The organism is Nocardia brasiliensis IFM 10847 (assembly GCF_000710915.1).
In the GTDB taxonomy this organism is placed as follows: Bacteria; Actinomycetota; Actinomycetes; order Mycobacteriales; family Mycobacteriaceae; genus Nocardia; species Nocardia brasiliensis_A.
In genome coordinates, this window is the sequence record NZ_BAUA01000192.1 from 80,272 (window position 1) to 104,893 (window position 24,622).

Sequence of the window (24,622 nt, forward strand, 5' to 3'; positions counted from 1 at the left end):
TAGAGACATGACGAATCCCTTGGGGAACTCGAATCGCGGACGGCAGGGCCTGCCGACGCCGCCGTCCGGCTGGCCGGTCGGCTCCTATCCCACCTATGCCGAGGCACAGAAGGCGGTCGACTTCCTCGCCGACGGTCAGTTCCCGGTGCAGGACGTGACCATCGTCGGCGTCGATCTGATGCAGGTCGAGCGGGTGCTCTATCGGTTGACCTGGGGCAAGGTCATCGGCGGCGGTGTGGTGAGCGGGGCCTGGCTCGGCCTGTTCCTCGGTCTGCTGCTGAGCCTGTTCACCACCAACGGCGCGTTCGGCCCGCTGCTGGTCGGTCTGGTCGGCGGCATCATCTTCGGTGTCATCTCCACCTCGATCCCGTACGCGGCGACCAAGGGGCAGCGCGACTTCGCCTCCACCATGCAGTTGGTGGCCGGGCGCTACGACGTGCTGTGCGATCCGAAGTCGGCCGAGCAGGCGCGGGACATGCTGGCGCGGCTGGCCATCTGACGCATGGGTGTGGTGGAGACGGTCCGCACCGGTGTGCTCGACCATTTCGGTGTGGCGGCGACCGGCGTCGATTCGGCGTCGGTGACATTCCTGGGTTTGGAGCCGATCGAGATCCTGCGGATCGTCGGCGACGATGTGGTGCACTACGCGACGGTGGGCGGGTCTCGTCATCCGATGACCGATCCCGCTGCGCTGCTTGCCGACCCGGTGCGCGGGCCCCGGGCCGAACTGGTGCTCACCTTGCGGGCGGGTACCGGTGCGGCCTCGGGCCTGGCGAAGACGCTCGGCGTGCTCGCCGCCGCGCCCGCGGTGGAAGGCGTTGTGCTGCAAGCGGACGCGCTGATGGACCTGGGCGAACCGATGTGGCACAACGCGCCGTTCACCGCGGTTCTCTTGGGCGACAGCGGGATTCCTGAAGTGGCGCTGCCCGAGCCCGCGGAGCCGGTTCGCTATTTCGCGGTCACGCCCGTGACCGCCACCGAGGCGGCTTGGGTGCGGGTGCGTGGTGCCCAGGCGCTGCGCGAGGCGTGGGCCGAGGCGGGTATCGATGTGCGCGACCCCGGTCGCGGCGCGGCGAGCCTCTGATCCCGCCTCAGAGCCAGTTGTTGCGGTGGAAGGTGAGGTAGAGCCCGCCGCAGATGCCCAGCGTCACCACGATGACGAGCCAAAAGCCCCAGCTCGCTTCCAATCCGGGCATGTGCGTGAAGTTCATGCCGTAGATGCCCGCGATCATCGTCGGCACCGCCGCGATCGCGACCCAGGCCGAAATCTTGCGCATATCGGTGTTCTGCTGCACGCCGACCTTCGCCAGTGCCGCACTGATCAGCGCGCTGAGCGCCTCGTCGAAATCGGTGATCCGCTCGGCCACCCCGGCGTGGTGATCGGCCACATCGCGCATATAGCGCCGAATCTCCTTGGGCAGCGGGATCTCCGGCTTGTGCCCGAGCAGCTGCAGCGGGATCGCGAGCGGGTTCACCGCCCGGCGTAGTTCGACCACCTCCCGCTTGAGCTGGTAGATCGATTCGATCGCGACCCGATTGCCCGGTGTGAAGACCTCTTCCTCCATCGCGTCGATATCGAGCTCGATCGATTGCGTCACCTCGATATACGAATCCACCACGTGGTCGGCGATCGCGTGCAGCACCGCGCCGGTGCCGAGCATCAGCTTGGCCGAATCGGCCTCCAGTTCCTTACGCAGCGTGGCGAGTTCGGAATGTTCGCCGTGCCGGACCGTCACCACGAAGTCGGGTGCGACGAAGGCCATGATCTCGCCGGTCTCCACGATCTCGCTGACGCTGTGCAGTTCGTGCTCGACGTAGGCGACCGTGCGCATCACCAGAATCAGGGTGTCGTCGTAGCGTTCCAGCTTCGGGCGCTGATGCGCCGAGACCGCGTCCTCGGCGGCCAGCGTGTGCAACTCGAAAGCCTCGGCGATATCGGCCATCTGGGCCTCGTCCGGATCGCGCAGGCCCACCCAGACGAAGCCCGTGCCGCGGTTGCGCACCTCGGCCAGCGCGTCTCGATGGGTGAATCTGCCTGGCAGCCGTCGACCTTCGACATAGACGCCGCAGTCGACGATGGCCCGCGCGGTCGGAATCGGGATGCGCGGCAGCTTGCGCTCCGCGCGACCGGTACCGCGGAAGGACGGGAGCGGCGGAATGGACGGCACATCGGCGATGCTACGTCGCCTGCGGCGTGCGAGGCCGGTCGGCGGCACTGTAAGACTGGAGGGCGTGCGCATCGACCTGCATACCCACTCGACCGCGTCCGACGGCACCGACTCTCCGGCCGAACTGGTCCGGAACGCGGCCGCAGCCGGCTTGGACGTTCTCGCGATCACCGACCACGACACCACGGCGGGCTGGGCCGAAGCGGTCGACGCGCTACCGAAGGGGCTCACGCTGGTTCGGGGGATGGAGATGTCGTGCATCGGGCTCGGCGAGGACGGCTGGCCGGTGCCGGTGCACCTGCTGGCCTACCTGTTCGATCCGGCCGATCGCTGTTTCGCCGACGAACGCGAACGGTTACGCGGCGAGCGGGTCGAGCGGGTGCGCGCGATGGCCGACCGCATGGTTGCCGACGGTTTGCCGATCGACCCCGACGCGGTGCTTGCCTCGGCGGGTCCGTCGGCGGGTCGCCCGCATCTGGCCCGGGCGCTGGTCGCGGCGGGCGTGGTGCCCAGCGTCGACGCGGCGTTCGAGGAGCTGCTCGCGCCGCACGGTCCCTACTACGCCGAAAAGGCCGACACGCCGTTGGCCCGGGCGGTCGAGATGATCGCCGCCGCGGGCGGGGTGAGCGTGCTCGCGCACGCGCGCGCCCGCAAACGCGGCCGGATGCTGGCGCTGGACGCCATCCGGGAACTCGCCCCGCTCGGGCTCGGCGGCCTCGAAGTGGACCACATCGATCACTCGGCCGCCGACCGGGCGATTCTCGGCGACCTCGCCGCCGAGCTCGGCCTGCTGACCACGGGCTCGTCGGACTATCACGGCGCGAACAAGACCATCCGGCTCGGCGAGTTCACCACCGACCCCGAGCAGCTCGAGCTGATCGTGGGGAAGGCCACGGGCGTGCCGGTGATCGCCTCGTGAAGGTGTGGCGCGGGCTCAGCGGCCTCGTGGCCGCGGGCACCTTCGCACTGATGCTCGTCGTCGTCGGCACCGCGGTCATCGCGGCGCGGCGCGACTTTCCCGGCCCCGGCGCCGAATCGGTCACCTGGCATGTGGCGGCGGCGGTGATTGCCCTTGCGGCGCAAATTTATTCGGATAAGCGTCGGGGTTTAGCCGCATTTTCTGGATCGGCGGTTGTTTTTGTTGCGGCCGGATTGCTGCTTTGGACACAATGGTGGAGTTGAAATTGCGGTAATGGTTGCGGCTTCGTGAATTGTGGCCGAATATTTCTCATTGTGACGCAACTCGAGACGGACGTACTGGTTCTGGGTGGAGGTCCCGCCGGAACCTGGGCCGCCGTCTCCGCCGCGGCGAACGGCGCCCGAGTAGTACTCGCCGACAAAGCGCGCTGCGGCACCAGCGGGCCGACCGCGCACGGCACCACCTCGCTGTGGAACATTCCGCCCGGACCGGCCCGCGACGAAGCCGTCGATCGCGGTTACGCCCACGGCGGCGGGCTCGGCGACCCGGCGTGGATGCACCGGGTGCTGGACGAGACGCACCACCGCGTCGAGCAATTGGCCGGTTGGGGATATCGCTTTCCCGGCCCGGGCCCCGGCTCCTCGCTGCGGGTCTACCTGGACGGTGCGAGTTATCTGCGCCGGATGCGGCGCAGCGTGCTGGCCGCGGGCGTGCGCGTGCTCGATCACCATCCGGCGCTGCAACTGCTCGTCGACCAGGACGGCCGGGTCGCGGGCGCGGTCGGGGTGCGGCAACTCGATCGGTACCGGACGTGGACCGTCCGCGCCGGCGCCGTGGTGGTGGCGACCGGCGGGTGCGCGTTCCTGTCCGGCGGCGCGGGCACCGATGTCGACACCGGCGACGGCCTGCTGTTCGCGGCGGAGGCGGGTGCCGAACTCTCCGGCATGGAGTTCTCCAGCGCGTACGGCCTGGCACCCGCGCCGCAGGTGCCACTGCCCGCCGGGGCGGGGCATTCCAGTGGTCTCGCACTGCATTTCGCCACCTATTACGACGAGTCGGGGGCGGTCCTGGAGGGTCATCGCGCCGCGGCGTTCGCCGCGATCGCCGACGGCAGACGCGTTTTCGCGGCGCTCGACGAGGTGCCCGCGCTGTTGCGCGGCGGGCTCGCGAAACTGGGCCTGGTCGATCACGCCGGGCGGGTGCCGCTGCGGGCCGTGCTGGAGGGCACCGTGCGTGGCACCGGCGGACTGCGGATCACCGGCCGCGACTGCGCGACCACGGTCGACGGACTGTTCGCCGCGGGCGACGTGACCACGCGGGAACCGATCACCGGCGCGGTCAGCGGGTTCGGCGGGCAGGGCGGCGCGTGGGCCATCGCCTCCGGTGTGTGGGCCGGTGCGGGCGCGGCCGCCTACGCGCGCACGGCCGAACGCGACGCTCCGGTGCGCGAGGTCCCGGGCGCCGGGCTCAACGCCGTGGCACGGATCGATCCGCGCGCGGTCGTCGGCCTCGTCCAGGAGCACACGCTGCCGCTGCGGCGCAGCTACTGGCGCAGCGCGGGCAGCCTGCGCGACAGCATCGGCGAACTCGACTCGATGTGGCCCGGCGCCGAATTCGATCTCGGCGGCACCGGCCTGGACCGGCTGCGGGCCCGGCAGGCGGCAGCGCTGCTCGCGGTTGCGCGCTGGACCAAATACAGCGCCCTCGCGCGCACCGAAACCCGCGGTATGCACCGCCGCACGGATCATCCCGGGGCCGAGGCGGACTGGCGGGTGCGTTTGACGTCCGGCGGCCTGGACACAGTGTGGGTCCGTCCCTACGCACCCGAGCCGTCCGCAGCACCCGAGTCTGTTCCGTCCACCGCACGCGGGCCCGTGCTGTCCACCACGCATGAGTCCGCAGCGTCCACTGCGCACGGCCCTGCGCCGTCCGTCGCGCCTGAGCCCATGCCGGTGCCCTCCGGACGCGAGCCCCTCGCTCAGGTCGGGCGAAAGGTCGCCGTGCTCAGCACCCAGCAGAACGGCCTGGCCCTGCCCTACCCCCACGAGCCCAGCGTGCTCCCCGCCCGTTCCGCCGCGATCCCGGACGCCCCGGAGATCCTGCCCGAGCCAACCCCAGCCCCGCTCGCCGCCACCTGACGACCGCGCCCCGCCGAAACCCCGCCCGCCCCGGCAACACCGCACAGGCGCGACGTGCTCACACCATCCGGCTCGGTCGGGTTGGGACAACTCACTGGGTGGGCGCGGGGAGGTGCGAGTTTTCGCTTACGGCTCGGTAATTCCGGGTCGCTAGCCTCGAGACAGGCGCGCGACACGACGCAGACCCGACCGGTTTGGCAAGTCGCGGATCATGCTGGCAGAATGTGTCGGATTCCTTACCCAAGCCACCGCCGGGTACTGGGATTACGGAGATCTCCGCCTCGCGACGCACCGTCGTGACCCGAGGATCACGCCGCATGTTCTGTCCGGACCCACCCGTCCGGCTCTCGCTCCGCGGATCAGTGCCGCGCCACGTCAGCGAAATCGGCAACGAGTTTTCGTGACTCGCCGATCGCCGCGAAACGTACCGGTCAGCGCACTCGATGAGCGAAATGAATCCCTAATACCTATATACCCGGCGGTAACCGTCCACCGGTTTGTCCGATCCGAGCAGGAGTGAAATCGTGTCACCTGTGACTGACGCACCGAATGCCACCACGGCCCCCCGCGCAGACGACGCAGCGAGCCTTTCCGCTATTACGCACGACGAGATTTTCGCGGGACACCTTGGCGGCAAGCTCTCGGTGGAACTCAGCTCGCCGTTGGAAACCCAGCGCGACCTTTCGATCGCGTACACCCCGGGCGTCGCCCAGGTGAGCCGGGCCATCGCGCAGGACGAGGAACTGTCCAAGCGCTACACCTGGACCGAGCGGCTGGTCGTCGTGGTCAGCGACGGCACCGCGGTGCTCGGTCTCGGCGATATCGGCCCGCGCGCCTCGCTGCCGGTGATGGAGGGCAAGGCGGCGCTGTTCAAGAAGTTCGCGGGCCTGAACTCGATCCCGCTCGTGGTGGACACCAAGGACGTCGACGAGATCGTCGACCTGCTGGTGAAGCTGCGGCCGAGCTTCGGCGCGGTGAACCTGGAAGACATCTCGGCGCCGCGCTGCTTCGAGATCGAGAAGCGCGTGATCGAGGCGCTGGACTGCCCGGTCATGCACGACGACCAGCACGGCACCGCCATCGTGGTGCTCGCCGCCCTCAACGGCGCGGCCAAGGTGCAGGGCCGCGGCATCGAGGGCCTGAAGGTCGTCGTGTCCGGCGCGGGCGCGGCCGGTGTGGCGTGCACGAACATCTTGCTCGCCGCAGGTGTGCGGGACGTGACTGTGCTCGACTCGAAGGGCATCGTCAGCCGCGAGCGCACCGATCTCAACGAGGTGAAGGCCGAACTGGCCACCCGCACCAATCCGCGCGGTCTCAACGGCGGCGCCGCCGAAGCGCTCAACGGCGCCGACGTGTTCCTGGGTCTGTCCGCGGGCCTGATCGCCGAAGAGCTCATCGCCTCGATGGCGCCGGAGTCGATCGTGTTCGCCATGTCCAACCCGGACCCGGAGATCCACCCCGAGGTCGCGCGTAAGTACGCCGCGATCGTGGCCACCGGCCGCAGCGATTTCCCGAACCAGATCAACAACGTGCTCGCGTTCCCGGGTGTCTTCAAGGGCGCGTTGGACGCGGGCGCCCGCCGGATCACCGAGGGCATGAAGATCGCCGCCGCCGACGCCATCCTCAGCGTCGTCGCCGACGAGCTGGGCCCGGACAAGATCGTGCCGAGCCCGCTCGACCCGCGCGTGGCCCCGGCCGTCGCCGAGGCCGTCGCGGCCGCCGCGCGCGCCGAAGGTGTTGCGTAACAGTAGCTGTCACAGATAAAAGAACGCCTCGTTCAACGGCGAACGAGGCGTTCTTCTGTGTGTGGCCGAGGAGTTGCTCGGGCGCTATTCGCCGGATGGCACCGGTTTCCGGTCGGCGTGTGCCGCCTTGCGCGCCTGCTCTTGGCGGCGCGCGGAGATCCGGATCCAGAGGTTCAGCGCGATCATCGCGCAGAGCGCGACCAGCAGCGCCACCGCGAACAGCGGATTCTTGTCGGGCAGGGTGGACCAGACGTAGAGCAACAACGCCACGATCGCCACATAGCCGCCGATGAACCTGATACTCACCGATCAGACGTTATCCGCAACCGCCCTGGCGCGGACGAATTCACAGCGCGTGGTCGTCCAGCCAGGCCCGCGCCACGGCGCCGGGGTCGCGATGCTCGTCGCGGACGCGGCGGATCAGCTCGGCGAGGTCTTCGGTGGTGAGTTCACCCGCAACGTAATTCAGCTTCTTGATCTGCGCCTGGTCGAGCGTGCCCTTGCGGAACAGGGGCAGCACGTTCTCGGCGCGCACGGCGTAGTCGTCGTCGGACAGAATGGTCAGCCCGTCCGTCGAGCCCGCGCCCGCGGCGGGCGGCCCCAGCAGCAGCCCGGCTTGGATCTGCCCGTCCAACAGGGCTTTTCGCAGGGCGGCCAGGTCGGGGAACGGGATCGTCGCGGCGAAGGCGCAGCCGGTCACGGTGTTCGCGGCGGGCGGCGCGGTCAGCAGGCCGGCGGCGGGCGCCACTCCCGCGGTACGGGTGCCGCAGCTGGGTCCGAGGTCGCGCACGGACCGCACGGCGTCGTGCGTGGCCGCCTCCGTGCTGAGCAGCACCCGCGCGCGCAGGTCGGTGCCGTCGGCGATATCGGAGACCACCAGCCCCTCGGGCAATGACTTACTCAGTGCGTCGGCCACGTTCTTCGGGGTGCGGTCGGCGGCGTGCGCGTCGAGATGAGTCAGCAGCGCGCCGCTGTGCTCGCCCAGCAGGGTGATCCGTCCGGCGTCGAGCGCGGCCAGATAGTCGGCGCGCCCGCCCAACCCGGTGGCGACCGTGGTTCGCGCACCGGTGCGTGCCAGCGCGCCCGCGTAGATTTCGGCGAGCACCATCGACTCGACAGCGTCGCCCGCGCCGACCGTGATCCGCGCGCCCTGGTCATCGTTACCGCAGGACACGGCCGTTACGGCGGTCGCGACGAGCACTATTCGAGCCAGCATCCGCAGCGACGCGGCCAGCATCATCCGGCGACACCAACTCTCCGAGAGATCGACAGAGCCAACAGGAACACCCTGAAGCGGGCAGTATGGACACCCAGAATGTACCGGTGGCTCGGTTGCGCCGGGACCTCGCATTGCTCGTCATGCCGGAAGGACTCCAGTGAACACCTCGATCACCCCCGATGCCGCGCGGCACGGTCGGTCGGCGCTGCGGCTGGCGCTGCGCGCCACCCGGTTCATCTTCGCCGCCGCCGCGTTGGCCGTCGCCATGATCCTGTCCGCCTGCGGCAACTCCGATCCATTGGCGAGCAAGGGCGACTGCGCCGGCGACGGGCTCGTCGTCGGTTCCGCGAACTTCCCGGAGTCGGAGACGGTCGCGGAAATCTACGCGGAGGTGTTGCGCGTCAACGGGTTCAAGGTCGACACCAAACTCAACATCGGCAGCCGGGAGGCCTACGTCCCGGCTGTGCGCCAGTGCGCGATCTCGGTGATCCCGGAGTACAACGGCAACCTGCTGCAGTACCTGGACAAGAACGCCACCGCGACCAGCGCCGCGGACGTGAACAGCGCGCTCACCGCGGCGCTCGGCAGCGAACTCGCGGTCGGCACCCCCGCGCCCGGTGAGGATTCCGACGCCGTGGTCGTGACCAAGGCGACCGCCGAACGCTGGAACCTGCGCTCCATCGCGGATCTGGCCGCGCACTCGGCCGAGGTGAAATTCGGTGCGCCCGCGGAATTCCAGGAGCGGGCGGGCGGGTTGCCCGGCTTGAAGAAGAACTACAACCTCGACATCGCCGCGAACAACTTCGTGCCGATCGCCGACGGCGGTGGCCCCGCGACCGTGCGCGCGCTGGTCGAGGGCCAGGTGACCGCCGCCGACATCTTCACCACCTCGCCCGCCATCACGCAGAACAACCTGGTGGTGCTGGAGGATCCGAAGCACAACTTCCCCGCGCAGAACGTGGTGCCGCTGTTCAACGCGGCGAAGAAGACGGACAAGGCGCTCGCCGCGTTGAACGCCGCCTCGGCGAAGCTGACCACCGCGGAGCTGATCAAGCTGAACGAGGCGGTCTCCGGCACGGCCAAAACCGAACCGAAGGCCGCGGCCGTGGCCTGGGTGGCGGCCCAGGGGCTGAACACACCGGCCGGATAAGAGGTAACACGTTGTCCGATATCGAGTTCCGCGGTATCAGCAAGACCTATCCGGACGGCACGCACGCCGTCACCGATCTCGATCTGCGGATCGAGTCCGGTTCGTTCACCGTGTTCGTCGGCCCGTCCGGCTGCGGCAAGACCACGTCGATGCGGATGATCAACCGGATGATCACGCCCAGTTCGGGCACGATCACCATTGCCGGGCAGGATATTTCGCAGGTCGACCCGGTAAAGCTCCGGCTCGGTATCGGCTACGTGATCCAGAGCGGCGGCCTGCTGCCGCACCGCACGGTCGTGGACAACGTCGCGACCGTGCCGGTGCTGCGCGGTGATTCGCGCAAGGCGGCCCGCGCCGCGGCGTTGGAGGTGCTGGACCGGGTCGGCCTGGACCGCTCGCTGGCGGGCCGGTATCCGGCCCAGCTGTCCGGCGGGCAGCAGCAGCGGGTCGGGGTGGCCCGGGCGCTGGCCGCCGACCCGCCGGTGCTGCTGATGGACGAGCCGTTCAGCGCCGTCGATCCGGTGGTGCGGGCCGAGTTACAGGTCGAAATGCAAAGGCTGCAAGCCGAATTGCGGAAGACCATCGTGTTCGTCACCCACGACATCGACGAGGCGATCACCCTCGGCGACCGGGTCGCGGTCTTCGGCCGGGGCGGGGTGCTGCAACAGTACGATCCACCCGACCACGTACTCGCCCAGCCCGCCACCGATTTCGTCGCCGATTTCGTCGGCCGGGACCGCGGCTATCGCGGCCTGTCCTTCCGCACGGCGAAAGAGGTTCCGCTGCACGAGGTTCGGATGGCGACCGCCGCGGAGGTGCCCGCCCTGCGGTTGGATCGCGGGGACTGGGTGCTGATCGTCGACGCGCAGCGCAAGCCCGCGGGCTGGATCGATGTCACCGGGGTGGAGTCGGTGCGTGCCGGACATGCCTTGGTGGACAGCACATCCGCGGGCGGTTCGCTGTTCACGCCGACCGGCGACCTGCGCCAGGCGCTGGACGCCGCGATCTCCTCGCCCTCCGGTATCGGGGTGGCCGTGGACGAGGCGGGCGCGGTGCGCGGCGGTGTGCTCGCCACCGAGGTGCTGCAACAGCTGGCCGGCCAGCGCGCCACCGAGGACGCCGAACGTAACCGGCACTTCTTCGAACAGGAAGAAGCGCGGTGACCCGCGGGAGGCCTGCGTGCGATACCTGATCGACAACTTCGCCGAGATCTGGGGGTTCACCAAGACTCACCTGTACTTGGCGCTGGTGCCTCTGCTGCTCGGCCTGGTGATCGCGATTCCGTTGGGCGCGTTGGTGCGTCGGGTGACCTGGCTGCGCCGGGTGACGGTGACCGTGGCCAGCCTGGCGTACACGATTCCGTCGCTGGCGCTGTTCGTGATCATCCCGCCGCTGGTCGGGATCTCCACGATCGACCCGTTGAACGTGATCATCGCACTGACCATGTACTCGACCGCGCTGCTCGTGATCGCCGTGCCTGCGGCGCTGGATTCGGTGCCCGCCGACGTGGTCGACGCCGCCGACGCGGTCGGGTTCAGTTCGCTGCGGCGCACGCTGACCGTCGACATGCCGTTGGCCATCCCGGTTTTCGTGTCCAGCCTGCGGGTCGTCGTGGTGACCAATATCGCGATGGTGTCGGTGGGCGCGCTGATCGGCGTCGGCGGCGTCGGCAAACTGTTCACGCAGGGCTACCAGCGTGATTACCCCGACGAGATCGTCGCGGGCATCATCGTGATCCTGGCGCTGGCCTTGATCTTCGACCGCCTGATCTACGTGCTCGGCCGCTGGTCGACGCCGTGGGTGCGGACCGACGTCCGGACCGCGCAGGCGAAAGGCCGGCGCTCGTGACGGCGAAAGGCGCAGCCTCGTGAACCTTTTCCTCGACGCGTGGCACTACTTCACCGACGGTGCGAACTGGAGTGGCCCCGCGGCCATCGAAACCCGTATCGCGCAACACCTCTGGTACAGCTTCCTCACCATCGCGTTGTCCGCGGCGATCGCGCTTCCGCTCGGCCTGGTGATCGGGCACACCGGCCGCGGCTCCGCGCTGCTCGTCGGCTTCGCCAACGCCATGCGCGCGCTGCCGACCCTGGGTCTGCTCACCTTTCTGGTGCTGCTGCTCGGCCTCGGCCTGATCCCACCGCTGCTCGCCCTGATCACCGTGGGCATTCCGCCGCTGCTGGCCGGCGCCTACGCGGGCATCGCCAACGTGCCCGCCGACGTGGTGGACGCGTCCCGGGCGATGGGCATGACCGAGCGCCAGATCCTGTTCCGGGTCGAGGTGCCCAACGCGCTGCCCATCCTGCTCACCGGCCTGCGCGGCGCGACGTTGCAGGTGGTCGCCACCGCGACCATCGCGGCCTATGTCAACCTCGGCGGGCTCGGCCGCTACATCTTCGACGGCATCAGCCTGTACCGCTACGACCGTGTCCTGGTGGGCGCGCTGCTGGTGGCGGTGCTGGCCATGGTCCTGGACGGCTTGCTCGCCTTCGTCGTCTGGGTGAGCACGCCGGGGACCGGCCGGTTGCGCCGGACCGGTGCGTTGCCCGCCGCCACCGATCTGAGCTTGCGCTCCGCGAACTGATCTGTCGCGCACCGCGCTGAGCTGCCGATTCGCGCCTCGGTGCGGGTCGGTTGTGCCTGCGATCACCTATTTCGCCGTACCGCGCGCCTTGCGGTCGCCATGTTCCGCGCCGTATATTCCGAGTGGAATATACGAAACGGGGCATAGCGCCCTCGGTTCCGGCGGTGACGCCGTGAGCGTTCGACGGGGAAGGCGAAGGACATGGGGCAGCAGGCGCGTCCGGCGGTGACGCCGCTGGGGATCGCCGTGCTGGCGCTGCTCGAGGAGCGGCCCATGCATCCGTACGAGATGTATCAGCTGCTGATCGCGCGCCGGGAAGACGTGCTGGTCAAGGTGCGGCCCGGCTCGCTGTATCACACGGTGGCGCGGCTGGCCGAGCAGCACATGGTGCAGTCCGAAGGCGTCGACCGGGAGGGCAACCGGCCCGAACGCACCACCTACCGGATCACCGAGGGCGGCCGAACGGCCTTGCGCGCCAGGATCGCCGAGATCGTGCGGTACCCGGCGCCGGAGTATCCGATGTTCCCGGTCGCGCTGGCCGAGGCGCACAATCTGCCCAAGGACGACGTGCTCGCGCTGCTGCGCGAGCGGGTCGGACATCTGGAGGCCGATCGCGCCGATATCGCGACGATGATCACCTGGGCCGACGAACGCCGCGTGCCCCGCCGCTACACCGTCACCCTGCCGTATCTGCACGCCATGCTCGGCGCCGAGATCGATTGGGTGAACCGCTTTCTCGACGAATTGGCAAGTGGCGCAATGGAATGGGAGACCTTCGACGCGCATACCGGCGCGCGCGAGGCCGACCACGAGCACCACTACATCTGGTCGTCCGGCGCCGAGGCCGAAGTGCCTGCGGCGCGGCGCGGCGCGGTCGGTACGCCACCGCCTTGATACCGGCCGCGGGCCGCACCGAACTCCGGTTCCCGCCCGATCGGGAGCCTCGCACGACAGGAACTTCGAATCCCATGACCACTCGACGCAATCCGTGGCTGGCGCTGACCGCGCTGGTCGTCGGCTTCTTCATGATCCTGCTGGACATGACGATCGTCGCGGTCGCCAACCCGGCGATCATGACCGATCTGCACGCCGACATCTCGAAGGTGATCTGGGTGACCAGCGCCTACCTGCTCGCCTACGCGGTGCCGCTGCTGGTCACCGGCCGGCTCGGTGATCGCTTCGGCCCCAAGAACATCTATCTTTTCGGCCTCGCGATCTTCACCGTCGCCTCGGCCTGGTGCGGACTGTCCGGCAGCATCGAGATGCTGATCGCCGCGCGGGCGGTGCAGGGGCTCGGCGCCGCGCTGATGACGCCGCAGACCATGGCGGTGATCACCCGGACCTTCCCGCCGGACAAGCGCGGCGCCGCCATGGGCCTGTGGGGCGGGGTGGCCGGACTCGCGACGCTGGTCGGGCCGATTCTCGGCGGCGTGCTCGTGGACGGGCTCGGCTGGGAGTGGATCTTCTTCGTCAACATCCCGATCGGCGTGCTCGCCTTCGCGTTGGCGATGTGGCTGGTGCCCGCGCTGCCGACGCACGAGCACAAGTTCGACATCCCCGGTGTGCTGCTCAGCGGTGTCGGACTGTTCCTGCTGGTCTTCGGCATCCAGGAGGGCAACACCTACGACTGGTCGCTGCGCATCTGGCTGATGATCGCCGCCGGTCTCGCGGTGCTCGCCGTGTTCCTGGTGAACCAGTCGCGCAGCCGCGGTGAGCCGCTGCTGCCGTTGAGCCTGTTCCGTGATCGCAACTTCTCGCTGTCCAATATCGCCATCGCGGCGATGGGCGCGACGGTCACCGCGTTCATGGTGCCCGGGTACTTCTATCTGCAAGCGGTGCGCGAGCTTTCGCCCACCGAGTCTGCGCTGGTGTTCGCGCCGATGGCGATCGTCACCGGCGTCTGCGCGCCGTTCGTCGGCAAATTCGCCGACCGGTTGCATCCGCGGATCGTGCCCGCCTTGGGGTTCGCGCTCTACTCGGTGTCGGTGTTCTGGTTCGCCGCGCTGATGAAGCCGGACTCGTCGCTGACTTGGATCGTGGTGTCGGCGGTGTTCGCCGGTTTCGCGAACTCCTGCATCTGGGCGCCGCTGGCCTCGACCGCCACGCACAACCTGCCGGTCCAGCTGGCCGGTGCGGGCGCCGGTGTCTACAACACCACCCGGCAGGTCGGATCGGTGCTCGGCAGCGCGGCGATCAGCGCCCTCATCGCCGCCCGCATGTCCGCGCAGGGCCTCGGCGGCGGCCAGGTCGGCGAGGGCGGAGCGGGCCAGGGGCCCATCCCGGAGTTCGTCAAGGACGGCTTCAGCACCGCGCTGAGCCAATCCATCCTGCTCCCCGCCGGCATCCTGCTGATCGGCTTCGTGGCTTCCGCCCTCTTCGTCCGCCACGGCCGCAGCGCCGCGTCCGCACCCCAGGCTGAACCCCGTAAAGCCGATTCGCTCGCCTGAACACTCGTGCCCCGCAAGCGAGTGCCCTTGCGGGGCAAAGGATTTTATGGGATCAATTGATCGAGTTCGTCCCAGTCGATCTTTATTCGAATCGGCATATCGAATATCGCTGGATCGCCGTGCTCCAATTCGCGGTGCGGCTTGTATTGGCCGAATACGTGGTCGAGGACGTAGGTTTCGATGCGCGTCACACGATTGTCGTCGATCCACACAATCCAGTACCACGGGATACCTGCCAGCGCGTACTCGGCCTTCTTCTCCGCGATGTCTACCTTCTCGGTCCCCGGCGAGACCACTTCGACAATCAGCTTGACCAGCGAAGCTGGCAGCGGACGCAACTCCTCGGGGGCGCAGTCGAACAATGCGGCATCAGGACGGCGGATCGTCGCCCGAGGAAATTCCCACAGTACGACGTCGAAATCGAGATTCGCCTCCAGGCATCCATCCTGGTGCAGGCGTACGTGCCTTCTCGCAGATGCCTCCAGCAAGTTCGTCAGACGTCGAGCCGCCGCCTGGTGGGCTCTCGTCGGCGATTCGGCTCGGACCGCCTCGCCGTTCACGATCTCGACTCGGCGGCAGAAATCTTCGGGGAGTTCGCGCCAGATCTTGACGGTGATCGGTTCCGGCTGCAAATTGTCGGGCCTCGCCCAGTCGAAGATTGCAGACACGCGCGCTCCTTGAGGTGGCAGGGCGACCGTAAGTACGCCGCTACCGTGAATCCTAGCGCCGGGTTCAGTTCACCTGGAGGGTGACGGTGGGATGGCCGGTGGCGCCGTCGGGGACGACGTCGCGGCGCTCGGCGGTCTGGATCTCGCCGGTGGCGTCGGTGGCGCGGGCGCGCAGGGTGTGGGTGCCGGGGGTGGCGTCCCAGTCGTAGACCCACTGGCGCCAGGTGTCGATGGACTGCTCCTCGGCGAGGCGGGCGGGTTGCCAAGGGCCGTTGTCGATTTGGACTTCGACGCCGCGGATGCCGCGATGCTGGGCCCAGGCGACACCGGCAACGGCGATGCGGCCCTGCTTGATTCGGCTGCGCGGGCGCGGCGTGTCGATCCGGGTGCCGGTCTTGATCGGGCCGAGCGCCGACCAGCCGCGGCGGGTCCAGTAGGCGGTGGCGCGGTCGAAACGGGTGACCTCCAGTTCGGTGACCCATTTGGTGGCGGAGACATAACCGTAGAGGCCGGGCACCACCAGCCGCGCGGGATAACCGTGCACTACGGGCAGCGGTTCGCCGTTCATGCCGACTGCGAGCAACGCGTCGCGGCCGTCGGTGAGCACCGACAGCGGGGTGCCCGCGGTCCAGCCGTCGGTGCTGTGCGAGAGCACCATGTCCGCGTCCGGATGCGGGCCCGCCTCGGCCAATAGTTCGTCCAGCCGGTAGCCGAGCCAGCGCGCGTTGCCGATCAGGTCGCCACCGACCGGGTTCGACACGCACGCCAGTGTCACCATGCGCTCCACTGCGGGACGGTTCGCCAAATCGGCCCAGGTGAGCCGGATTTCGCGGTCCACCATCCCGTGGATGCGCAGCGACCAGTCGTCCTTGGACACCTGCGGCACGATCAACGCGGTGTCGATGCGATAGAAGTCGCTGTTCGAGGTGAGATACGGGGTCAGCCCGGGCACCCGCAGATCTGCGCCGGGTGCGACCGGCGCCTCCGGCGCGCTCGGCTGCGGTAGTTCGACCGCCGCCCGCTCGCCGGACACGTCGCGGCGTCCCGTGCCGAGCAGCCGCCCGCCGACGCCGGTGACCACGGCCAATCCGCCGACGAGCGCCAGGCCTTGCAGCAACCGGCGGCGTTCCGGGGCTGCCGTACCCGACGGCTCGACCGGTGCGCTGGGTGGCGAGGTGATGGGTCTGCTTGCGGCGCTGGGTGTTTCGCTCGCCTGCCGGGCGGAGGCGGCGGTCTCGATCCGCTCCGTCAGCAGGCGCAGCGCATAGATGCCGACCGCGACTCCGACGATGGTCGGCAACGCACCGGACGCACTGGTGCGCGCGACGGCGGCGACCGCGGCCAGCACACCGAAGACCGCCAGCAGCGCCGAACCCACTGGGCGCGCGGTCCGTTCGAGTGCGCCCGCGAGCCCGGCGACCAGCACCGCGACCACACCCATGCAGAGGTACAGCACCGTCTTGTCATCGGTGCCGAAGGTGTCGATCGCCCACTCCCGCAAACCGTCGGGCGTGTGATCGACGACGGTCCCACCGAGGGCCGCGAGCGGGGCGCTCTGCGCCTCGAAAAAGGCCGCGAGCAGTTCCGCGACACCTAGCGCCGCACCCGCCGAGACGATCCCAGCCAGCACTCGCAGTCGCAGATCGGCCATGAATCCGAGCGTACTGCCGGGCAGGCCGCAGAATATGACCATTCGCTGACGCCTGGCCCCGGACACAGCAAAGCGGGCCCGGCGTACCGGGCCCGCCTGTGCGGAGCAGCCTGCTAGTTGTAGATCTTCGCGACGTCGTCCGCGTACTGCTTCATCACGACGGCTCGCTTGAGCGACATCTTCGGGGTCAGCTCGCCCGTCTCCTGGGTCCAGTCCACCGGCAGGATGCGGATCTTCTTGATCTGCTCGGCGTGGGAGACCTTCTTGTTGGTCTCGGCCACCGCCGCGTCGATCTCGCCGACCAGTTCCTGGTTCTCGATGAGCTTTTCGATCGGGGTGTCCGCGGGCACGTTGTGGTTCTTCTGCCAGCCCGGCAGCGCCTCGGGGTCGAGGGTGATCAGCGCGCCGATGAACGGCTGGCCGTCACCGACCACCATCACCTGGCTGATCAGCGGGTGCGCCCGCAACGAATCCTCGAGCAGCGCGGGGGAGACGTTCTTGCCGCCCGCGGTGACGATGAGTTCCTTCTTGCGGCCGGTGATCGTGATGAAGCCGTCCGCGTCGATGGCGCCGAGGTCGCCGGTCTTGAACCAGCCGTCCACGAAGGCGTCCTCGGTGGCCTCGGCGTTGCCCCAGTACCCGTCGAACACGACCGAGCCGCGCAGCAGCAGCTCGCCGTCCTCGGCGATCTTGGCGCTGTGGCCCTCGATCGGCCTGCCCACCGTGCCGACCCGGATCTTCTCGGGGGTGTTCACGGTGACGGCCGCGGTGGTCTCGGTGAGCCCGTAGCCCTCGTAGATGGTGACCCCGACGCCGCGGAAGAAGTGGCCCAGGCGCGCGCCGAGCGGACCGCCGCCGGAGACCGCCGCGTCGCACTGGCCGCCGAGCGCGACCCGCAGCTTGCTGTAGACGAGCTTGTCGAACAGCGCGTGCTTGAGCTTGAGCACCAGACCGGCGCCGCCGTTGTCGAGCGCCTCGCTGTAGGCGATGGCGGTCTCGGCGGCCGCGTCGAAGATCTTGCCCTTGCCGCCGTCGTGCGCCTTCTGCTTGGCGCCGTTGAACACCTTCTCGAACACGCGCGGCACCGAGAGGATGAAGTGCGGTTTGTAGCTGCCGAACTGGTCGACCAGGGTGGACCAGTCGGAGGTGTGCGCGACGATCACCTTGGCGTCGAACGCGACCAGCGCGACGGCCCGCGCGAACACGTGCGCCAACGGCAGGAACATCAGCGTCTTCTTGCCCGGCTGGATGAACTTGGCGAGCGCGATCCGGTCGGACCGGGATTCGGCGTACAGGTTGGCGTGCGAGAGCATGACGCCCTTGGGTCGCCCGGTGGTGCCGGAGGTGTAGATCAGGGTGGCGGGGGAGTTCGCGTTGACCTGCTTGCGCCGGTCGTGCACCACCTGGTCGTCCAGGTCGGTGCCGCGGCTGGTGAGCTCGTCGACCGCGCCCTTGTCGATCTGCAGGGTTTCCTTCAGATCGGGCAGCGAACCCGCCTCGATCTCGTCGATGGTGGCGCGGTGCTTGTCACTGTCGACGATCAGCAGCTTGGTGGCCGAGTCCTGCAGGATCCACTTGGCCTGCTCGGCCGCGGAGCTGTCGTAGATCGCGACGGTGCAGCCGCCGACGGCCCAGATGGCGAAGTCCAGCAGTGCCCACTCGTAGCGGGTGGGCGCCATGATGGCGACGCGGTCGCCGAGTTCGATGCCCGAGGCGATCAGGCCCTTGGCGACACCGGTGACCTCGGTCGCGAACTCCGCGGCCCGCACATCCAGCCAGCCGCCGTTGCCGTCCGGCTTGTTGAACAGCACCGCGTCGGGTGACTGCTCGGCATGACGGAAGACGTTGTCGGAATTGTTCGCGTCTTCCGGGATGGTGTAGGAAGCCGGGACTTCGAACTCTCGCATCAGTGCCCTTCCACGTGGGTTTACTCGTCAGTAATCTACGACACCTTGGTCAGGGCCGTGAGGTCGACCACCAGAAACGGACCCGTGCGTGACTGCCCGGCGCGGATCCGCTTCGTGGCTATCCTAAATCGCGCAGTGCGGCAGGTTGAATCGCTTCGCGCAGGAACTCGGCCAGCTCGCTGAGCACCGCGGCGGCCGGTGCGACCAGCCCCGCCTGCAACTGGGCGACATGCCAGAGATTCCGGGTTTCGGTGTACCGGACCGACACGCCCGCGGTCTGCAAGGCGGCCACCAGATCCACGCATTGCGGGTGCAGCAGCTCGCTGACGTCGACCTGCACGTAGGTCGGCGGCAGACCGGTCAATTCGCCGGTGAGCGGGGCGTAACCCGGATCACTCGCATCGCCGTCGCCGAGGTAGGCGGCCGCACAGGCGCGCGACCACGGGCGGTTGATCACCAGGTCGGCGGCGCGCTCGGGAATCTGGTTGGGGTCGGTCCACGGCGCGATCAGTCCCAGCGCGGCCGGGGCGTGCCCGTGGCGCGCGATCAAACGCTGCGCGGTCGCCATCGACAGGCCGCCACCGGCCGAATCGCCGGACAGCGCGATCTCGTCCGGGCGATAGCCCGCGCTCTGCACAAGCTCCAGGAACGCGGCCTCGGCGTCGTCGAGCGCGGCCGGGAACGGATGCTCGGGTGCCAGGCGGTAGTCGAGAACGTAGACGGCGCAACCGGTTTCATGTGCGAGCCGGGCGGCGAGGGAGCGGTGCGTGGCCGGCGAGCCGATGGTGTAGCCGCCGCCGTGCAGATAGAGCACCGCACCCGTGGGATTCGCGGTGGCCGTGAGCTTTTCGGCCGGACGGCCGCCCAGGCGCAGCCGATGCACGGTGGTGCCCGCGGGCACCAGTTGGGCTTTCGCGCCCGCATCCAGCAGCAGACGCTGCAGTGGCCACGGTGTCCGGACATTCATCGAGACACGAAAAATGGGCCACAGCAGCGTCCGTGCGACGGGCAGCGGAAGGTTGACATCCCGCATGGGTGATTCTCGAATCAGGGTAGGATCTGGCGGTTTACGACGGTCGCGAGGCGCTGATAGCCGGACGCGGTGACGCGCACGAACAGGTCGAGCAACTTGGCCTCGAAGCCGATCAGCACCCGGCCGTGGCCCTTGCGCACGCCCTCGGTGATGGTCTGCGCGGCCATCTCCGGGGTGTGGATGGCCATCTTCGAATCGAACAGCGAGGCGGCCTGCTTGCCATCGATGCCCTCGGCGTAGCCGGCGTTGCGCGCGACCGCGGTCTTGATGCCGCCGGGATGCACACAGGTGACCTTGACCGGCTGCCTGCCGACCAGCATCTCCTGGCGCAGCGCCTCGGTGAAGCCGCGCACCGCGAATTTCGCCGAGTTGTAGGCACTTTGGCCGGGCACCGCGATCAGACCGAACAGGCTGGACACGTTCACGACATGGCCGTCACCGGACTCGATCAGGAACGGCAGGAATGCCTTGGTGCCGTTCACGACGCCCCAGAAATCGACGTCCATGACCCGGTCGAAGTCCTTGAACTCGGTCTTGACCACGTCACCGTGGTAGGCGATGCCCGCGTTGTTGTAAACCTGGTGCACCACACCGAAATGCGCCTTCACGGCGTCGGCGTAGAGCAGGACCGCTTCGCGCTCGGCGACGTTGATCCGATCGGATTTCACCTCGGCGCCCAGCTTCTCGCAGCGGGCCACGGTCTCGGCGAGACCATCGGTGTCGATATCGGAGAGCGCGAGCTTGGCGCCGCGCTTGGCGAGATTCTCGGCGAGTGCGCGTCCGATGCCGGAACCGGCACCGGTGATCACACAGACTTTGCCTCGGAAGTAAGCGTCATTGCTCACCGCTGCACCTCGCTGGCGCTCGGTTCCGCGGTGCGCAAGGCGCGCTGGCACACGGTTCGTTCGCTTCGCTCATTCACTGTGCAGCTCCCACTTTCAGATCGGCTCGGGCGGAGGTCGTTTCATAGGCGGACAGGTCGAAATTGCGGGTCAGCCTACGGAATTCAAAGGTGAAATCCGGCCACAGCGTGGTGTTGTTGCCGTGCTTGTCCAGGTACCAGCTGGCGCAGCCGCCGTTGAGCCAGACGCTCTTGCTGAGCTTCTTCTGCAGATCGACGTTGTATTCCTGCTGGGCGTCGCGGCGGACCTCGACCGTGCGCAACTTCAGCCGGTCGATCGTGGCCAGCGCGTCGGCGACGTAGTTGAGCTGCGACTCGATCATGAACACCATCGAGGTGTGGCCGAGACCGACATTGGGGCCGAGCAGGGTGAACATGTTCGGGAAGTTCGCGGTGGCCGCGCCCTTGTAGCCCTGCTGGCCGACCTCGTCGTACACCTCGCTGAGCGTGCGACCGTCCCGGCCGACGATGGTGTTGAACGCGGGGGAGTCGGTGACGTGGAAGCCGGTCGCCACGATCAGGACGTCGATCTCGCGCTCGGTGCCGTCCTCGGTGACGATCGAGTTGGCGCGGACCTCGGCGATGCCGTCGGTCACCACATCCACGTTGTCCCTGCTCAGCGCGGGGTAGTAGTTGTTCGAGATCAGCATGCGCTTGCAGCCGATCCGGAAGTTCGGGGTGACCTTGGCGCGCAATTGCGGATCGCGCACCTCGTACTGCAGCTTGGCCCTGGCGATCAGCTCGAACGCCTGCATCAGCGCGGGGAACTTCGCCAGGCCGACGACCTGGGTCTCGCGAGCGGCGTAGATCGCGGCCCTGGACAGGCGCTGGAAGCCGGGCACGTGTTTGAAGGCCAGTCGCTCGATCTTGGTGTACGGGCGGTCCATGCGGGGGAGCAGCCACGGGGCCGTGCGCTGGTAGACGTCCAGGTGCGCGACCTTCGGCGCGATCTCCGGGACGATCTGGATCGACGAGGCGCCGGTGCCGATAATCGCGACCCGCTTGCCGGTCAGGTCGAGCTCGTGGTTCCACCGCGCGGAGTGGCAGACCTCGCCCTGGAAGTCGTTGATGCCCTTGATATCCGGCAGCGCGGGTTCACACAGCGCGCCGATCGCGGAGACCACGGTGTCGGCCACGAAGCGGCCCTGCGAAGATTCGATCTCCCACTGCGCGTCGTCGTTGTTCCAGCGCGCGCTGGTTACGTCGCAGTCGAAGATGTGCTTGTCCAGTACGTCGTACTTTTCCGCGACACCCCGGATGTACTGCTGGATTTCGCCCTGCCGGGAAAAAGAGCGCGACCAATCCGGGTTCAGCGCGAAGGAATACGAGTACAGGTGCGAGGGGACGTCGCAGGCCGCGCCCGGGTAGGTGTTGTCCCGCCAGGTGCCGCCCACATCGTGGCCGCGCTCCAGCACCAGGTAGTCGTTGCTGCCCTGCTGACTCAGCCGGATCGCTAGACCGAGGCCCGAGAACCCGCTGCCGATGATGATCGTCTTGACTCGGCGGACGGACCGGTCGCCGACAGCTTTGTCTGTAACCTTGCGACTCATGTAACCGAGCGTAGATGCTTATTGAGCAGCAGTCAACAGTATTGAATCACGTTCAGTAGGATGTCGATGTGAGTTCCAGTAGTTCAGGAGAGACCAAGCGCGTCCGGCTCAGTCCGGACGAGCGCCGACTGCAACTGATCACCCTGGGCGCCGAAATGCTTGCCGAACGAGCGCTCGAAGACATCTCCGTCGACGACATCGCCAAGCAGGCCGGCATCTCCCGCGGCCTGCTGTTCCACTACTTCACCTCGAAGAACGAATTCCACGAGGCCATCGCCCGGCAGGTCAGCGCCGAATTTCTCACCGCCACCGCGCCCGACCGCAGCCTCGGCCTGTTCGACATGCTGCGCGACTCCGTCGAACGCTACGTCGACTACGTCGAAGAAAACCGCGCCGCCTACCACGCCATCCTGCGCGGACCCTCCAGCTACAACCCCGGCGTGATGACCTACGTCAACGAATCCCGTTCCGCCATCGCCGAAATCGTGCTCACCGAAATCCCGATCCCGCTCGACGACCCCGATCGCCCCCGCCTGGCCCTCGCCGTCCGCGGCTGGATCGCGTTCGTAGAAGAAACGATTCTCACCTGGATGAGCGACAAACCCGTCTCCCGAGAGCAGCTCGTCGAATTGATCGTCGACTCCCTGCCCGCCCTCGCCCTGAGCCCGGAGCTGTCCGCGGCGTTGCGCGACAGTCAGGTCGACTCCACGCGCTGAGCGCGGGGCCGGGGTGAAGTTCCGGCTCGGAAGGCGAGGGTGCGCTCGGTAAGCGAAGGCGTTCCCAGGGCGCGGGCTTGCTCGGGCCTTGCCTGCGGGCGGCGTGCTCAGGAAGCCGGGCTTGCTCTGGACTTGATTGCGCGAGGGCGCTCTCGGGCGGCGGCCGCTCAGGGGGATAGTGCCCGGTCAGCGAATGAGGCTCCGGGACTCGCTCAGTCGTTGACCGCGTTCTCGCTTACCGGGGGCCTGCTCGGGCGTCGGATAGGCGCGGGGCGCTCTCATGGCCCAAGTGTGCTCAGGCGTCGAAGGTTCGGCGGGCGGATTCGATGTGGGACAGGTGTTTCTGGGTCCAGTCGCACATGCGGTGCACCGTTTCGCGTAGGTCCTGGCCCGGTGCGGTGAGGGTGTATTCGACCCGCGGCGGCACCGTCGGATAGACGCGGCGCGCGAGCAGTCCGTTGCGCTCGAGCATGCGCAGATTCTGGGTGAGCATCTTGTGGCTGATGCCCTCGACCTCGTTGCGCAACTCGCTGAAACGGAGCGTGCCCTCACCCACCGCCTCGATGATCAGCAGCGCCCACTTGTTCGCCACATCGGAGAAGATCTCGCGGGCCAGCGAATCCGCGCGCCGCAGATCCGCCGCGTCCGGCCCGCTGTACTGCTTGGTCACCATCAGGTTCTCCAGTCACCGAAAAGTGCGTTCTTCCACGTCGGACGACACTCTCCTACGGTTTCCGAGTAACCACAAGAGACCACGAGAGGTATCGAGCATGACCATCACCCTGGTGAACCCCGGCGGCCTCCCTGCCGTCGACGCCTACCACCACGTGTCGATCGCGACCGGATCGAAGCTGATCTTCCTCGCCGGGCAGGTGGCCTGGGACGCCGACGGCACGACAGTCGGCGCGGGGGACCTCGCCGCCCAGGTCGAACGGTGCTACCTCAACGTGGCCACCGCGCTCGCCGGAGTCGGCGCCGGCTTCGCCGATATCGCCAAACTGACTGTCTACGTTGTGGACTGGACGCCGGCGAAAATGCCCCAGTTCCTCGAAGGCGTCACCCGCGCGGCCGCGAAACTCGGCGGCACCCCCGCGCCGCCCGGCACGCTGATCGGTGTCGCCGCCTTGGACATCCCAGAACACCTCGTGGAGGTGGAGGCCGTCGCGGTCCTCGCATGATTCCGGGCAGGTCCCTCGATCACCAGGTAATCCTCGGTGGGCTCACGGCGGATGCCGCCACCATTACCTGGTGAGCAGCTGACCAGATGTTTCCGAGTACCTTTGATCCGATGCGGACCGTCTACGTCGTGCAGCACCCCGAGTCCCGGCATCACCTCGACGGTGTGGTCGGCGGCTGGTTCGACTCCCCGCTCACCGAGGCGGGAAGCCAAGCGGCACAGTCGATCGCGCGAGCGCTACGCCAGCAGATCCCCGAAGACGTTGCCCCGGAACTGTTCTCCTCCGACCTGAGGCGCTGCACCCAGGTCGCCGACGCAATCGGCGAATCCTTCTCCGTGCCAACGGTACTCGACCAGCGACTGCGCGAGAAGTCTTACGGCGAAGCCGAAGGAAAACCCCAATCCTGGCTCCGCGAACGCTTCATCCCGCCACCCGCCACCGGTCCCCGCCTACACCACGACGAAGGCATCCCCGGAGCCGAAACCATGCACACCTTCGGCGAACGCGTCTACGCCGCAATGCATTCGATCCTGCAACACGACCACACTCATCAAATCATCGTCACCCACGGCGGCACCCTCACCTTCGTCCTAGCCGCCTGGGCCGACCTCCCCCTCGACTCCCTCGCCTACGCCCGCTTCCAAGCCA

Annotated in this window: 25 protein-coding genes; 15 read left to right on the forward strand and 10 right to left on the reverse strand. The window is 68.1% G+C overall.

The window, feature by feature from the left end; genetic code table 11:
• Positions 1-7 precede the first annotated feature (7 nt).
• Entirely contained in the window at positions 8-499 is a 492-nt protein-coding gene (locus NBRGI_RS37780) for a general stress protein (protein ID WP_014987935.1), read from the forward strand.
• Positions 500-502: 3 nt separating this feature from the next.
• Positions 503-1,084, forward strand: coding sequence for a suppressor of fused domain protein (locus NBRGI_RS37785; protein WP_029902241.1), 582 nt, complete (start codon positions 503-505; stop codon positions 1,082-1,084).
• 7 nt (positions 1,085-1,091) lie between these two features.
• On the opposite strand, the gene NBRGI_RS37790 is transcribed toward NBRGI_RS37785, so the two are convergent.
• Complete coding sequence (locus NBRGI_RS37790) at positions 1,092-2,168, reverse strand: magnesium and cobalt transport protein CorA (RefSeq protein WP_029902243.1); 1,077 nt, start codon at positions 2,166-2,168, stop codon at positions 1,092-1,094.
• A gap of 64 nt (positions 2,169-2,232) precedes the next feature.
• Between NBRGI_RS37790 and NBRGI_RS37795 the strand changes: the two genes are divergently transcribed.
• The 4 genes from NBRGI_RS37795 to NBRGI_RS37810 all read left to right on the forward strand — a co-directional run bounded on the left by NBRGI_RS37795 (position 2,233) and on the right by NBRGI_RS37810 (position 6,970).
• A complete protein-coding gene (locus tag NBRGI_RS37795; protein ID WP_029902244.1) occupies positions 2,233-3,087 on the forward strand; it encodes a PHP domain-containing protein in 855 nt (284 codons plus the stop codon).
• The gene (locus tag NBRGI_RS37800) at positions 3,084-3,350 is read left to right on the forward strand and encodes a hypothetical protein (RefSeq protein ID WP_029902246.1); all 267 of its coding nucleotides are present in this window, start codon (positions 3,084-3,086) and stop codon (positions 3,348-3,350) included. The genes NBRGI_RS37795 and NBRGI_RS37800 overlap by 4 nt, the downstream gene beginning before the upstream one ends.
• A gap of 51 nt (positions 3,351-3,401) precedes the next feature.
• A complete protein-coding gene (locus NBRGI_RS37805) occupies positions 3,402-5,225 on the forward strand; it encodes an FAD-dependent oxidoreductase (RefSeq protein ID WP_029902248.1) in 1,824 nt (607 codons plus the stop codon).
• A 524-nt stretch (positions 5,226-5,749) separates the two neighbouring features.
• A complete protein-coding gene (locus tag NBRGI_RS37810) occupies positions 5,750-6,970 on the forward strand; it encodes an NAD(P)-dependent malic enzyme (RefSeq protein WP_029902251.1) in 1,221 nt (406 codons plus the stop codon).
• A gap of 84 nt (positions 6,971-7,054) precedes the next feature.
• Here NBRGI_RS37810 and NBRGI_RS37815 read toward each other — a convergent pair whose 3' ends face one another.
• Both NBRGI_RS37815 and NBRGI_RS37820 read right to left on the reverse strand, forming a co-directional pair.
• Entirely contained in the window at positions 7,055-7,276 is a 222-nt protein-coding gene (locus NBRGI_RS37815; RefSeq protein WP_029902253.1) for a hypothetical protein, read from the reverse strand.
• 40 nt (positions 7,277-7,316) lie between these two features.
• Positions 7,317-8,210: a glycine betaine ABC transporter substrate-binding protein gene (locus NBRGI_RS37820; RefSeq protein ID WP_029902254.1), complete on the reverse strand. Its 894-nt coding sequence runs from the start codon at positions 8,208-8,210 to the stop codon at positions 7,317-7,319.
• A 244-nt stretch (positions 8,211-8,454) separates the two neighbouring features.
• Between NBRGI_RS37820 and NBRGI_RS37825 the strand changes: the two genes are divergently transcribed.
• The 6 genes from NBRGI_RS37825 (at position 8,455) to NBRGI_RS37850 (ending at position 14,370) form a co-directional block, all read left to right on the forward strand.
• Complete coding sequence (locus NBRGI_RS37825) at positions 8,455-9,339, forward strand: ABC transporter substrate-binding protein (protein WP_175068909.1); 885 nt, start codon at positions 8,455-8,457, stop codon at positions 9,337-9,339.
• Between the two features lie 11 nt (positions 9,340-9,350).
• Complete coding sequence (locus NBRGI_RS37830; protein WP_029902259.1) at positions 9,351-10,502, forward strand: ABC transporter ATP-binding protein; 1,152 nt, start codon at positions 9,351-9,353, stop codon at positions 10,500-10,502.
• 16 nt (positions 10,503-10,518) lie between these two features.
• Entirely contained in the window at positions 10,519-11,187 is a 669-nt protein-coding gene (locus tag NBRGI_RS37835; protein WP_029902261.1) for an ABC transporter permease, read from the forward strand.
• A 19-nt stretch (positions 11,188-11,206) separates the two neighbouring features.
• On the forward strand, positions 11,207-11,923 hold the full coding sequence (locus NBRGI_RS37840; RefSeq protein WP_029902263.1) for an ABC transporter permease: 717 nt from the start codon (positions 11,207-11,209) through the stop codon (positions 11,921-11,923).
• Positions 11,924-12,124: 201 nt separating this feature from the next.
• Entirely contained in the window at positions 12,125-12,817 is a 693-nt protein-coding gene (locus tag NBRGI_RS37845; RefSeq protein WP_029902265.1) for a PadR family transcriptional regulator, read from the forward strand.
• Between the two features lie 74 nt (positions 12,818-12,891).
• A complete protein-coding gene (locus NBRGI_RS37850) occupies positions 12,892-14,370 on the forward strand; it encodes a DHA2 family efflux MFS transporter permease subunit (RefSeq protein WP_029902267.1) in 1,479 nt (492 codons plus the stop codon).
• 44 nt (positions 14,371-14,414) lie between these two features.
• Here NBRGI_RS37850 and NBRGI_RS37855 read toward each other — a convergent pair whose 3' ends face one another.
• The 6 genes from NBRGI_RS37855 to NBRGI_RS37880 all read right to left on the reverse strand — a co-directional run bounded on the left by NBRGI_RS37855 (position 14,415) and on the right by NBRGI_RS37880 (position 22,080).
• Entirely contained in the window at positions 14,415-15,038 is a 624-nt protein-coding gene (locus NBRGI_RS37855) for a Uma2 family endonuclease (RefSeq protein ID WP_158439999.1), read from the reverse strand.
• Between the two features lie 64 nt (positions 15,039-15,102).
• On the reverse strand, positions 15,103-16,689 hold the full coding sequence (locus NBRGI_RS37860; protein WP_029902271.1) for a molybdopterin-dependent oxidoreductase: 1,587 nt from the start codon (positions 16,687-16,689) through the stop codon (positions 15,103-15,105).
• A 113-nt stretch (positions 16,690-16,802) separates the two neighbouring features.
• The gene (locus NBRGI_RS37865; RefSeq protein ID WP_029902273.1) at positions 16,803-18,596 is read right to left on the reverse strand and encodes an AMP-dependent synthetase/ligase; all 1,794 of its coding nucleotides are present in this window, start codon (positions 18,594-18,596) and stop codon (positions 16,803-16,805) included.
• Positions 18,597-18,714: 118 nt separating this feature from the next.
• Positions 18,715-19,629: an alpha/beta hydrolase gene (locus NBRGI_RS37870; RefSeq protein WP_029902274.1), complete on the reverse strand. Its 915-nt coding sequence runs from the start codon at positions 19,627-19,629 to the stop codon at positions 18,715-18,717.
• Positions 19,630-19,643: 14 nt separating this feature from the next.
• Positions 19,644-20,474: an SDR family NAD(P)-dependent oxidoreductase gene (locus NBRGI_RS37875; RefSeq protein ID WP_029902276.1), complete on the reverse strand. Its 831-nt coding sequence runs from the start codon at positions 20,472-20,474 to the stop codon at positions 19,644-19,646.
• A 73-nt stretch (positions 20,475-20,547) separates the two neighbouring features.
• Positions 20,548-22,080 (reverse strand): flavin-containing monooxygenase, encoded by a 1,533-nt coding sequence (locus tag NBRGI_RS37880; protein ID WP_029902279.1) that lies wholly within the window; start codon positions 22,078-22,080, stop codon positions 20,548-20,550.
• 68 nt (positions 22,081-22,148) lie between these two features.
• Between NBRGI_RS37880 and NBRGI_RS37885 the strand changes: the two genes are divergently transcribed.
• Positions 22,149-22,796, forward strand: a complete 648-nt coding sequence (locus NBRGI_RS37885) for a TetR/AcrR family transcriptional regulator (protein ID WP_029902281.1) — start codon at positions 22,149-22,151, stop codon at positions 22,794-22,796.
• A gap of 295 nt (positions 22,797-23,091) precedes the next feature.
• Here NBRGI_RS37885 and NBRGI_RS37890 read toward each other — a convergent pair whose 3' ends face one another.
• A complete protein-coding gene (locus tag NBRGI_RS37890) occupies positions 23,092-23,469 on the reverse strand; it encodes a winged helix-turn-helix transcriptional regulator (protein ID WP_029902283.1) in 378 nt (125 codons plus the stop codon).
• A 97-nt stretch (positions 23,470-23,566) separates the two neighbouring features.
• Between NBRGI_RS37890 and NBRGI_RS37895 the strand changes: the two genes are divergently transcribed.
• A complete protein-coding gene (locus NBRGI_RS37895) occupies positions 23,567-23,974 on the forward strand; it encodes a RidA family protein (RefSeq protein WP_029902285.1) in 408 nt (135 codons plus the stop codon).
• Between the two features lie 110 nt (positions 23,975-24,084).
• The coding region (locus tag NBRGI_RS37900; protein WP_036562327.1) for a histidine phosphatase family protein at positions 24,085-24,622 on the forward strand (538 nt) is incomplete at its 3' end.

Bases quoted from the DNA above. Each gene is read 5' to 3' on its own strand.
- NBRGI_RS37870 (WP_029902274.1), bottom strand. From the start codon at position 19,629: ATGCGGGATGTCAACCTTCCGCTGCCCGTCGCACGGACGCTGCTGTGG.
- NBRGI_RS37890 (WP_029902283.1), bottom strand. From the start codon at position 23,469: ATGGTGACCAAGCAGTACAGCGGGCCGGACGCGGCGGATCTGCGGCGC.
- NBRGI_RS37860 (WP_029902271.1), bottom strand. From the start codon at position 16,689: ATGGCCGATCTGCGACTGCGAGTGCTGGCTGGGATCGTCTCGGCGGGT.
- NBRGI_RS37825 (WP_175068909.1), top strand. From the start codon at position 8,455: ATGATCCTGTCCGCCTGCGGCAACTCCGATCCATTGGCGAGCAAGGGC.
- NBRGI_RS37865 (WP_029902273.1), bottom strand. From the start codon at position 18,596: ATGCGAGAGTTCGAAGTCCCGGCTTCCTACACCATCCCGGAAGACGCG.
- NBRGI_RS37845 (WP_029902265.1), top strand. From the start codon at position 12,125: ATGGGGCAGCAGGCGCGTCCGGCGGTGACGCCGCTGGGGATCGCCGTG.
- NBRGI_RS37780 (WP_014987935.1), top strand. From the start codon at position 8: ATGACGAATCCCTTGGGGAACTCGAATCGCGGACGGCAGGGCCTGCCG.
- NBRGI_RS37880 (WP_029902279.1), bottom strand. From the start codon at position 22,080: ATGAGTCGCAAGGTTACAGACAAAGCTGTCGGCGACCGGTCCGTCCGC.
- NBRGI_RS37850 (WP_029902267.1), top strand. From the start codon at position 12,892: ATGACCACTCGACGCAATCCGTGGCTGGCGCTGACCGCGCTGGTCGTC.
- NBRGI_RS37895 (WP_029902285.1), top strand. From the start codon at position 23,567: ATGACCATCACCCTGGTGAACCCCGGCGGCCTCCCTGCCGTCGACGCC.
- NBRGI_RS37785 (WP_029902241.1), top strand. From the start codon at position 503: ATGGGTGTGGTGGAGACGGTCCGCACCGGTGTGCTCGACCATTTCGGT.
- NBRGI_RS37820 (WP_029902254.1), bottom strand. From the start codon at position 8,210: ATGATGCTGGCCGCGTCGCTGCGGATGCTGGCTCGAATAGTGCTCGTC.